This is a genomic window from Amycolatopsis kentuckyensis (assembly GCF_002155975.1).
Classification (GTDB): domain Bacteria; phylum Actinomycetota; class Actinomycetes; order Mycobacteriales; family Pseudonocardiaceae; genus Amycolatopsis; species Amycolatopsis kentuckyensis.
This window is the reverse complement of sequence record NZ_MUMI01000255.1, coordinates 1-10,030: the sequence shown is the minus strand read 5'-3', so window position 1 is coordinate 10,030 and position 10,030 is coordinate 1. Positions and strand designations below refer to the sequence as shown.

The window sequence follows — 10,030 nt, the reverse complement described above, 5'->3', positions numbered from 1 at the left end:
GACAGCGGGCCGCCGGGCGGCGGCCCGCTGTCGGCCCGGCTCGACGGCCTCAACGGCTCCCCGGACGCCGACATCGACGTCCCGCCGGGCCCGATGGCGAGCGGGCCGTTCGCGACGCCGCCCGCCGCGCCCGGCCGGCCGCGCCGCGCCCCGTCGCGCCGCCCGGAGCCGAAGCGCGAGGACCACACCGAGCAGTTCTCGGCGGTCCCCGACGACGAGCCGCCGGTGCCGCCGAAGGGCAAGCAGCCCGAGCCGGAGCCGTCTTCGCCCGCCGGCCTGGCGAACTGGCGCAAGCGGCGGCAGAAGGAGCAGATGGAGGACACCGAGATCGGCGTCATGCCGGCGGTGCCCACCGACACCCCGGACGACGGCTACCCCGAGGACGACTTCGAGCCCGACGGCTTCGCCCCGGAGAGCAGCGGCTACCAGGCCGCCTACGACGCGGGCCCGCCGACCGGCGCGTACCCGCCGCCGATGCCGTTCGCGCCCGGCGACCGGGCCTCGCGGGCGCCGATCCCCGACGATCTCGCGCCCTACGAGCGCGAGTTCGCCGACGACTACCCGGCGGACGGCCCGGACTTCGAGCAGGACGACTACGCCTACGAGCAGGGCGAAGGCTACGAAGACGAGTACGACGACGCGCCCGAGCCGGCCGCGGAGCCGGAACCCGCGGCTTCGCCCGGCAAGCAGTGGCTGGCCCTGGCCGGCCAGCTGGCGATGGGTGTCGTCGGCGGGGCGGCCGTCTGGCTCGGCTTCAACTGGCTGTGGGTCAACATCCCGGCCGCCGCGCTGATCGCCGCGTTGCTGGTGGTCGTCGCGCTGGTCTGGATCGTGCGGAAGATCCGCCGCGCGGAAGACCTGCAGACCACGGTGCTGGCGGTGCTGGTGGGCCTGGTGGTGACGGTCTCGCCGGCGGCGCTGCTGCTCGTCGGCCGGTGACGTCGGCGCGGTGATCCGCGTCGCGTTGGCGGCCCGGCGGCGCGGCCCGGGCACCGCGGGCGAGGCAGGATGGCGCGCGTGACAGACGAGCAGCCGGTCCCCGTCGGACTCAGCACGGCGTCGGTGTGGCCCCTCAAGGCGGGCACCGCCTTCGAGCTGGCCGCCGAGCTCGGCTACGACGGGGTCGAGGTGATGGTCTGGGCCGACCCGGTCAGCCAGGATGTCACGGCGCTGCGGCGCTGGTCGCGGCGCACCGGTGTGCCCGTGCTGTCGGTGCACTCGCCGTCGCTGCTGATCACCCAGCGGATCTGGTCGCCGGATCCGGCGGTGCGGCTGCGGATGTCGGTCGACGCCGCGCTCGAGCTCGGCGCGCGCACGGTGGTGGTGCATCCGCCGTTCCGCTGGCAGCGCCGGTACGGGGACGGGTTCGGTGATCTGGTCGCCGAACTGGAGGAGTCGAGCGGCGTCGAAATCGCCGTGGAAAACATGTTCAAGGTCCGGCCGCCGGGTGGTTCGAAGAATTCGCGCGTGTCCGCGTTCCGGCCGTCGATCGATCCGACGGACGTCGGGTTCCGGCACTACACGCTCGACCTGTCCCACACAGCGGCAGCCGAGATGGACGCGCTGGCGCTCGCGCAACGGATGGGTGACGGCCTCACGCACGTCCATCTGGCGGACGGCACCGGCGTCCCGAAGGACGAACACCTGGTACCCGGACGCGGCGGCCAGCCCTGCGCCGAACTGCTCGAGAAGCTGGTCAGCAACGGTTTTTCCGGCCAGATCGTGCTGGAGATCAACACCCGGCACGCCGTCGCCGCGGCGCAGCGGGTCCGCGATCTGGCGGAGGCGTTGTTGTTCGCGCGGTTCCACCTCGGCCAATAACCGCGCCGCCCTATCCACGCCCGAGTGCATTTCCGCCGGTCGAACCCGTAAAGTTCGGACCGTGAACCCGTCGCTCTCGTTGCTCGTCACCTACCCCGATTCCCGAAATGGCGCGGACCGTTCGTGAGCGGAATGGACGGCACCGCCGTGTCCTTCGACACGGCGAGTGCGGCGCGGTCGCTGGGGGACGGCACTTTCACCGCGGTGCTGCGTGCGGAATGGGCCGTCGGCTCGCACCCGCACGGGGGTTTCCTGCTCGCCCTGCTGGCCCGGGCGGCGATCGCCGCCCTGCACGAGCGCGGTGAGCCGCACGCGGAGCCGCTGGTCGTCAGCGCGGAGTTCCTGCACGCGCCCGCGCTCGGCCCGGTCCTGCTGCGCACGGACGTCCGCAAGGTCGGCCGCCGCGCGACGGTGGTCGAGGTCCGGCTGGAGCAGCGCGGCCGCAGCTGCGTCGAGGCCCGGGTGACGACGGGCAGGCTGCCGATGCGGCGCCCGGAGTGGACCGACGTGCCGTCGATGCCGGCCGAGCCGCCGCCGGGCGCGCTGGCGATGGCCGAGAGCACCGAGGGACCGTTCAACCTGGCCAAGGGCTGCGAGGTCCGCCTGGACCCGGCGACGGCGGGTTACCTGACGGGCCGGACGGGCGAGCCGCCCCGGATGCGGCTGTGGGTCCGGCCGCGGCACAGCCTGGTCGACCCGTACTTTTCGCTGCTGGCGTCCGACGTGAACCCGCCGGTGGTGATGAACCTGGGGCGCATCGGCTGGGCACCGACGGTCCAGCTGACGGCGCTGCTGCGAACCCGCCCGGCACCCGGCTGGCTGCGCGTGGTGGTCGAGTCGAGGTCGGTGCACGAGTCGTGGTTCGACTCCGACGCAACGGTGGTGGACGCACAGGGGCGGCTGGTGTGCCAGGCCCGGCAACTGGGATTGGCCCCGGCTCCGGGCGGCTGAGCGCGGGCCGGGTGTGTCTTGAGGGGCATCCCTCGTGATTGGGTGACCTCGCCCCGGCACCGGGTGGCCGGGGCGGGTTTGGCACGCTTTACGCCATGACGGTCATCGCGGTGCTGGGTGCGGGCAAGATCGGTGAGGCGTTGCTCTCGGGGCTGCTGCACGGCGGCCACGACGCCGGCGACCTCCTCTTCACCGAGCGGTACCCGGCGCGCGTCGACGAGCTGACCAGCCGCTACGGCATCCGCGGCGTGGAGGTCGAAGAAGCCGCCAAGCGGGCCGACATCCTGGTCGTCGCCGTCAAGCCGCAGGACATCGAGCCCGTCCTGGACGAGCTTGCGCCGCTGCTCGGGCCGTCGTCGCTCGTCGTCTCGCTCTGCGCCGGGCTGCCCACCTCGCTCTACGAACGGCGGCTCGCCGAGGGCGTCCCCGTCGTCCGGGTCATGCCGAACACGCCGATGCTGGTCAACGAGGCCATGAGCGCCATCTCCGCCGGCCGGTACGCGACCGCCGATCACCTCGCCGTCGTGCGGGAGCTGCTCTCGCACGTGGGGCAGGTCGTCGAGGTGCCCGAAGCGCAGCAGGACGCCGTCACCGCGCTGTCCGGGTCCGGGCCCGCCTACTTCTTCTACCTGGTCGAGGCCATGATCGACGCCGGGATCCTGCTGGGCCTGCCGCGCGCGCTCGCCGGGCAGCTGATCATCCAGTCGGCCGTCGGCGCGGCGAAGATGCTCGCCGAATCCGACGAGCACCCCGTGCTGCTGCGCGAGGCCGTGACCTCCCCGGCCGGGACGACCATCAACGCCATCCGCGAGCTCGAGAAGCACGGCGTCCGCGCCGCGCTGCTGGCCGCCATCGAGGCTGCGAAGGACCGTTCGGTGGAGCTCGGGAAGGCGCACGAAGAAGGCTGATTTCCCCGGAAAGGGCGATGGGCCGGGTCTTGCACGCGCCGGTGCTTGTGCGTTAGCGCTGGTAGGGGCCCATCTCGGTGACAGGCGTCGCATTAGTCCCACCAGTCCCGCTACTCTCGATAGAGCACGTGCGTGTCGATACCACAGGTGGGGAAGCCTCGTGGCGCGACACGTGTCGAAGGACGCGGTAAACATGTCGCCGAACAAGAAGGAGGATTTGCCCGCAGTCGGGCAGGTCCAGTTCCTGACGGTCGCCGAAGTGGCCACGCTGATGCGGGTCTCCAAGATGACCGTCTACCGTCTCGTGCACTCGGGTGAGCTGCCCGCCGTCAGGGTCGGGAAGTCCTTCCGGGTGCCAGAAAAAGCAGTGCACGAGTACCTCCAGGGTGCTTATTACGACGTGGGCTGACCGGCCGCCGGGCACGCCGTGGCCAGCGGCGCGCAGCGCTACGGCGTGCCCGCCGACCGGCCCGCCACGGGTGACGGGTAACCTGGAAAACCGCTCGTGCCTGTGCGCTCCACCCGTTGGACGCTGCGCCGGGCAGCGTGACCGACGTCGACCTAAGGAGCGCCCATGGGCTCTGTGATCAAGAAGCGCCGCAAGCGCATGTCGAAGAAGAAGCACCGCAAGCTGCTTCGCCGTACGCGCGTCCAGCGTCGTAAGGCCGGCAAGTAAGCCTGCTGAGTGTGACCGTGGCCCGTCCAGTCTCTGGACGGGCCACGTCCATGTGGTGGGCAGGTTCCGCCCGTTCGAGTGAGGCGTTCGTCGCTTTCCGGGGAATCCGGTGTTAATAGCACGTGAGACGGGCCGGAGCTACCACTGAAGAGCGGTAACATCTCAAGGGCGTCCGCGCGATGCTTCCAGTGAGTGCAGGTTCGCGCGCCTCGGGTGACCGTCCACCCCCCACATGCCCTACGCCGCAGGGAGTCGCATGCCGTCGAACATCGTGCTCGTCACCGGGGTCGCCGGCGAACTGGGCGGGAAACTCCTCGCCCGGCTGGGCAACAACCCCGACTTCGAACGGGTCATCGGTGTCGACACGGTCCCGCCCGACAAGGCGGTACTGCAGCGCATGGGGCACGCGGAGTTCGTCCGCGCGGATATCAGGAACCCGTTGATTGCCAAGGTGATCAGCACCGCCAAAGTGGACACCGTGGTGCACGCGTCCTGCACCGCGCACCCGGCCGGGCCGGGCCGCCGCACGGCGATCAAGGAAGTCAACGTCATCGGCACCATGCGGCTGCTCGCCGCCTGCCAGCGCTCGCCGCTGGTCCGGAAGCTGGTGGTCAAGTCGACGGCGGCGGTCTACGGCGCCGGCGCCCGCTCGCAGGCGGTGTTCACCGAGGACTCCGAGCTCATCCCGACGTCGACCAGCGGGTACGCGAAGGACGCCGTCGAGATGGAGGGGTACGTGCGCGGCCTGGTGCGCCGCCGCCCGGACATCACGACCACGCTGTTCCGCTTCGCCAACATCATCGGCCCCGAGACCGACACCGTCCTCGCGCGCTACTTCGCGCTGCCGGTGGTCCCGACGGTCTTCGGCTACGACGCGCGCATCCAGCTGCTGCACTCTTCGGACGCGCTGTCCGTGCTGGAACGGGCGACCTTGATCGACAAGCCCGGCGTGTTCAACGTCGGCGCGGAGGGGGTACTCACCCTCTCGCAGGCGATCCGGCGGGCCGGCCGGGTCGAGCTGCCGATGCCGCGGAGCGTGGTGCCGTCGGTCGGCAAGGTCCTGCGCGGTGCGCGCGTGGTGGACTTCTCCGCCGACCAGGTCCGGCTGCTGAACTTCGGCCGGGTCGTCGACATTGCCAAGCTGAAGCAGGAGTTCGGGTACACCCCGCGGTGGACCACGCGTGAGGCGTTCGACGACTACATCGTGGGACGCGGGCTCCGCCCGGTGCTCGACGGCGGCAAGCTGGCCGGACTGGCCGGCCGCGTGCTCGTCGCCGCAGCTACCGGACAGAGCCGGTGACCAGGCCGCACGACTTGGACGACTTCGAAAGCGAGGCGGGAACGGTGGGCGGTGCCGAAGCGCAGGTCATCCCCCTGCACGGACCGGGCCGGGAAAAGCCCGAGGCGGTGACGGCGGAGCAGGACCTGCGCGAAGAAGAAGCAGCCCGCGCCGACGCGCCGGTCGTTGCCTTCCCCGGCGGCGTCGAGCAGCCGGAGCCCGAAGAGCCGCTTTCGGCCGCGGCCCGCTCCGCGCTCGGCTTCATCCGCGACCGGCTGACCGGCGACTACACCGTCGACGAGTTCGGCTTCGACGCCGAGCTGACCGACGCCGTGTTCCTCCCGCCGCTGCGCGCGCTGTACAAGAAGTGGTTCCGCGTCGACACGTACGGCGTCGAGAACCTGCCGACGGCCGGCGGTGCGCTGCTGGTGTCCAACCACTCGGGCACGATCCCGCTCGACTCCCTGATGACGGCGGTGGCGGTGCACGACGAGACCGGCGGCCGTCACCTGCGCGGCCTCGGCGCCGACCTGGTGTTCCAGGTGCCGCTGGTGGGGTCGTTCGCCCGCAAGTCCGGCCAGACGCTGGCCTGCCACGCGGACGCCGAGCGCCTGCTGCGCAAGGGCGAGCTGGTCGGCGTGTGGCCGGAGGGCTTCAAGGGGGTCGGCAAGCCGTTCGCGTCGCGCTACAAGCTGCAGCGCTTCGGCCGCGGCGGCTTCGTGTCGGCCGCGCTGAAGGCGGGCGTGCCGATCATCCCGGTGTCGGTCATCGGCGCCGAGGAGATCTACCCGAAGCTCGGTGACATCAAGGTGCTGGCCCGGATGCTGGGGCTGCCGTACTTCCCGGTGACGCCGTTCTTCCCGATGCTGGGCCTGCTGGGCGCGGTCCCGCTGCCGACGAAGTGGAGCATCGAGTTCGGTGCGCCGATCGCCACGGACTCCTACGGCCCGGACGCCGTCGACGACCCGATGCTGGTGTTCCAGCTGACCGACCAGGTGCGGGAGTCGATCCAGCAGACGCTGTACCAGCGGCTTTCGCAGCGGAAGTCGGTCTTCCGCGGCTGAGTGGCGCGGTGCTCTACCCTCTCCGGGATGGCCACCGAGGACGCCCGGCCGTGGCACCCGGTCGTCCGCGCCCGTGTCGCGCTGGACGCGCTGGAGCGGCTCGTCGTGGGCATGGGCACCGCCGTGCTGGCGGTGGCCGCCGCGCTGTGGATGCTCGGGACGGCGGTGCTGTGCGTGGCGGGAGTCGGCTTCCTGCTGGTGCCCGCCGGTCTGCGCCTGGTGCGCACCGTCGCCGACCGGGAGCGGACGCGGCTGGAGATCCTCCGCCCGGCACCCGTGCCGCGGGAGTGGCGTGCCGCCCTCGCCCAGGTCTCCGTCCGGCGCGAACTGGGCTGGCTCGTCGGCCACAGCACCTTCGGGCTGGTCCTCAGCCTGACCGCCCTCACCCTGGCCGTCGACGTCATGCACGACACGTCGTTCCCGGCGTGGTGGTGGTTCGTCTCGCCCGGCGACGCCACTCCGGCCCAGGGGTTCTTCACGGCGACGGACTGGGCTGACGCCGTTCTGGTCTGCCTGTTCGGCGTCGCGACGCTGGTCGTCTCGGTGCTGGTCATGCCCCTGCTGGCCCGGTTGCAGGAGTGGCCGGGACGGCGGCTGCTGGCGCCCGGCCGCGGGACCGACCTCGCGCTGCGCGTCGCCGAGCTGACCGCCACGCGCGCGGCCGCGCTGGACGCCCACGCCGTCGAACTGCGGCGGATCGAACGGTCGCTGCACGACGGGACGCAGAACCGGCTCGTCGCGGTGAACGTGCTGCTGGGTGCCGCGAAGCGGGCGCTGGCGCGGGATCCCGCCGCGGCGGAGGAGATCCTCGAGCGCGCCCAGGACGCCGGCGAGCAGGCGCTCGCGGAACTGCGCGGGGTGGTGCGCAGTATCCTCCCGCCGGTGCTGACCGAACGCAGCCTTCCCGACGCGCTCGCCGCGCTGGCCGCCGACTGCCCGGTGACCTGCCGGATCGACGCCGACCTCCCCGGCAGGCTCGCGGTCTCGGTCCAGGTGACGGCCTACTTCGTCGTCGCCGAGGCGCTCACCAACGTCGCCAGGCACAGCGGGGCGAGCGCCGCGACGGTCCGGCTCCGCCACGAGCGGGACCGGGTGCACGTGGCGGTCACCGACGACGGCCGCGGCGGGGCGGACGAGGACACCGGGTCCGGGCTGACCGGCATCCGGCGCCGCGTCGAGGCCCACGACGGGACGTTCGCGCTGACCAGCCCGGCCGGCGGACCGACGACCGTGAGGGTGAGCCTGCCGTGCGGATCGTGATCGCCGAGGACGACCTGCTGCTGCGCGAAGGCGTCGCGATGCTGCTGCGCGCCGAGGGCGTCGACGTGCGCGCGGCGGTGGGCAACGCCGACGACTTCCTCGCGGCGGTGGACGAACACGTGCCGGATCTGGCCATTGTGGACGTCCGCATGCCCCCGACGCACACGGACGAGGGCATCGTCGCGGCCGTGGAGGCCCGCCGCCGTCAGCCTGGCCTCGCGGTGCTGGTGCTGTCGGCGTACGTCGAGCAGGCGTTCGCCACGGAGCTGTTCACCGACGGCGGTGCCGGGCTCGGCTACTTGTTGAAGGAGCGCGTCGGCCGGGTCGAGGAGTTCCTGGAGGCCCTGCACCGGGTGGTGGACGGCGGGACCGCGATCGACCCGGAGGTGGTGGCCCAGCTCTTGACGCGCAGCCGCCCGGACAAGCGGCTCGAGCGCCTCAGCGCCAGAGAGCGCGAAGTGCTGTCGCTGATGGCGGAGGGCCTGGGCAACGGCGCGATCGCCGAACGGCTCGTGGTGACCGACGGCGCGGTGCACAAGCACATCCGCAACATCTTCGCGAAGCTCGATCTCCCGCCGGCCGACCGCGCCGACCGCCGGGTCACCGCGGTGCTGCACTACCTGCGGGGTCAGGCGGCCTTCGGCCGGTAGCCCAGCCGTCCCCGGGTCGCGACGAGCAGCACGAGCGCGATCACGGTCGAGGCCAGCAGGAACGCGTGCGTCGTGTCGCGGACCGTCAGGCCCGGGAACATCTCCGACCAGGCGAGCGAGAAGAAGTTGTTCACGCTCGTGTGCAGCAGCATGGCCAGCGGCAGGCTCTGGCCGGTGCGGTTGAACACCCAGGTCATGATGATGCTGAAGGTGACGCAGGTGGCGACGAACTCGACGACCGTCAGCCAGGTGACGTCCGGCCAGCCGCCCCACTCGCTGAAGAACAGCGGCAGGTGCCACACGCCCCACAGCGGGCCCAGGACGAGCGTGCCGCCGAGCGGCCCGAAGCGCTGCTGGAGCCGGGGGAGCGCGAAGTCCCGCCAGCCGGGTTCCTCCGCGAGCCCGGTCGTGACCATCTGCAGCACCAGGCCCGGCAGGTAGGCCACCAGCGTCGCGACGGCGGGCACCACGGGATTCTGGTCCGACAGCGCGATCGTGGTGATCGTGAGCGCGGCCGGCACGCTGAGCACGACCGCCACGTACCAGAGCCAGTTGACCCGCCACTTGAACAGCCGCGCGGTCCAGCGGCGCAGCCCGGTGCGGCCGTCGGCGACCGCGGTGACGAGGAACGCCGAGCCGATCGGGCCCAGGTAGGCGCCCGGCAGGACACCGGCGAACTGCGCGGTGCCGAGCACCTCCGGGAACCGGAAGTGCAGGACGCCCAGCCCGTTCTCCGACAGGATGTAGGGCGTCCACGCGACCCAGCTCAAGAGGTTGGCCAGGACGAAGAACCACGTGAGCGGGTGTCTGCGGATGCTGTCCCGCAGGCCGCCCCCGTCACCGGCCCGCTCTTCGATGTCCACTCGGGTCGCCACCGCACTGCCCTTCGCCGAAGCCGCTTTTACCATGGGGAAAAGCACACCAGCCGGCGGCGGGCGGGTCATTCCCGCGCGCACCCGAAGTGGGGGTAGCGCAGGCGCTACCGGCGGCGGTAGGCCATGCCGGCCGCCACGGCGCCCGCGAGCGCGCCGGCGCCCAGAACCGACGGCACGCCGATCTTCGCCGCCTTGCGGCCCGTCCGGAAGTCGCGGATCTCCCAGCCCCGGGCCCGGGCCACGTCCCGCAGGCCGCCGTCCGGGTTGACCGCCACGGCCGTGCCGACCGCCGACAGCATCGGGATGTCGTTCGCCGAGTCCGAGTACGCCGTGCAGCGCTTGAGGTTCAGTCCCTCGCGGGACGCCAGGGCCCGCACCGCGTGCGCCTTCGCCCGGCCGTGCAGCAGGTCGCCCACCAAGCGGCCCGTGTAGACGCCGTCGCGCGTCTCCGCCACCGTGCCCAGCGCGCCGGTGAGGCCCAGCCGGCGCGAAATGATCGCCGCCAGCTCGATCGGGGTGGCCGTCACCAGCCACACCCGCTGGCCC

General features: G+C 72.1%; 12 protein-coding genes. 10 read left to right on the top strand and 2 right to left on the bottom strand.

From position 1 onward, the window contains the following. The 10 genes from CCN39_RS24375 to CCN39_RS24330 form a co-directional block, all read left to right on the top strand. Positions 1 to 939 (top strand): Rv0497 family membrane protein (locus CCN39_RS24375; RefSeq protein WP_208630352.1); only part of this gene is annotated, 939 nt, incomplete at its 5' end. Positions 940 to 1,008: 69 nt separating this feature from the next. Then, positions 1,009 to 1,821 (top strand): sugar phosphate isomerase/epimerase family protein, encoded by an 813-nt coding sequence (locus CCN39_RS24370; protein WP_208630351.1) that lies wholly within the window; start codon positions 1,009 to 1,011, stop codon positions 1,819 to 1,821. 132 nt (positions 1,822 to 1,953) lie between these two features. After that, positions 1,954 to 2,772, top strand: a complete 819-nt coding sequence (locus CCN39_RS24365; protein ID WP_086845650.1) for a thioesterase family protein — start codon at positions 1,954 to 1,956, stop codon at positions 2,770 to 2,772. A 95-nt stretch (positions 2,773 to 2,867) separates the two neighbouring features. After that, positions 2,868 to 3,680 carry a pyrroline-5-carboxylate reductase gene (gene proC, locus CCN39_RS24360; RefSeq protein WP_086845648.1) on the top strand — a complete coding sequence of 271 codons (813 nt, stop codon included), beginning with the start codon at positions 2,868 to 2,870 and terminating at the stop codon, positions 3,678 to 3,680. A 193-nt stretch (positions 3,681 to 3,873) separates the two neighbouring features. Beyond that, positions 3,874 to 4,089, top strand: coding sequence for a helix-turn-helix domain-containing protein (locus CCN39_RS24355; RefSeq protein WP_013222402.1), 216 nt, complete (start codon positions 3,874 to 3,876; stop codon positions 4,087 to 4,089). Positions 4,090 to 4,254: 165 nt separating this feature from the next. Beyond that, positions 4,255 to 4,356, top strand: coding sequence for a 30S ribosomal protein bS22 (locus CCN39_RS24350; RefSeq protein WP_007030867.1), 102 nt, complete (start codon positions 4,255 to 4,257; stop codon positions 4,354 to 4,356). 256 nt (positions 4,357 to 4,612) lie between these two features. Next, positions 4,613 to 5,656, top strand: a complete 1,044-nt coding sequence (locus CCN39_RS24345; protein WP_086845646.1) for an NAD-dependent epimerase/dehydratase family protein — start codon at positions 4,613 to 4,615, stop codon at positions 5,654 to 5,656. Positions 5,657 to 5,670: 14 nt separating this feature from the next. After that, complete coding sequence (locus CCN39_RS24340; protein WP_086845654.1) at positions 5,671 to 6,699, top strand: lysophospholipid acyltransferase family protein; 1,029 nt, start codon at positions 5,671 to 5,673, stop codon at positions 6,697 to 6,699. Positions 6,700 to 6,726: 27 nt separating this feature from the next. Continuing rightward, positions 6,727 to 7,959 carry a sensor histidine kinase gene (locus CCN39_RS24335; protein WP_086845643.1) on the top strand — a complete coding sequence of 411 codons (1,233 nt, stop codon included), beginning with the start codon at positions 6,727 to 6,729 and terminating at the stop codon, positions 7,957 to 7,959. Then, complete coding sequence (locus CCN39_RS24330; RefSeq protein ID WP_086845641.1) at positions 7,947 to 8,609, top strand: response regulator transcription factor; 663 nt, start codon at positions 7,947 to 7,949, stop codon at positions 8,607 to 8,609. The genes CCN39_RS24335 and CCN39_RS24330 overlap by 13 nt, the downstream gene beginning before the upstream one ends. Here CCN39_RS24330 and CCN39_RS24325 read toward each other — a convergent pair. Next, positions 8,588 to 9,517, bottom strand: a complete 930-nt coding sequence (locus CCN39_RS24325) for a CPBP family intramembrane glutamic endopeptidase (RefSeq protein WP_086845639.1) — start codon at positions 9,515 to 9,517, stop codon at positions 8,588 to 8,590. The genes CCN39_RS24330 and CCN39_RS24325 overlap by 22 nt on opposite strands. Before the next feature lie 71 nt (positions 9,518 to 9,588). Further along, on the bottom strand, positions 9,589 to 10,030 hold a 442-nt coding region (locus CCN39_RS24320; RefSeq protein WP_143264130.1), incomplete at its 5' end, for an HAD family hydrolase.

Coding starts and splice junctions, on each gene's coding strand:
- CCN39_RS24335 (WP_086845643.1), top strand. CDS start 6,727: ATGGCCACCGAGGACGCCCGGCCGTGGCACCCGGTCGTCCGCGCCCGT.
- CCN39_RS24325 (WP_086845639.1), bottom strand. CDS start 9,517: ATGGTAAAAGCGGCTTCGGCGAAGGGCAGTGCGGTGGCGACCCGAGTG.
- CCN39_RS24365 (WP_086845650.1), top strand. CDS start 1,954: ATGGACGGCACCGCCGTGTCCTTCGACACGGCGAGTGCGGCGCGGTCG.
- CCN39_RS24370 (WP_208630351.1), top strand. CDS start 1,009: ATGGCGCGCGTGACAGACGAGCAGCCGGTCCCCGTCGGACTCAGCACG.
- CCN39_RS24350 (WP_007030867.1), top strand. CDS start 4,255: ATGGGCTCTGTGATCAAGAAGCGCCGCAAGCGCATGTCGAAGAAGAAG.
- proC (WP_086845648.1), top strand. CDS start 2,868: ATGACGGTCATCGCGGTGCTGGGTGCGGGCAAGATCGGTGAGGCGTTG.
- CCN39_RS24355 (WP_013222402.1), top strand. CDS start 3,874: ATGTCGCCGAACAAGAAGGAGGATTTGCCCGCAGTCGGGCAGGTCCAG.
- CCN39_RS24345 (WP_086845646.1), top strand. CDS start 4,613: ATGCCGTCGAACATCGTGCTCGTCACCGGGGTCGCCGGCGAACTGGGC.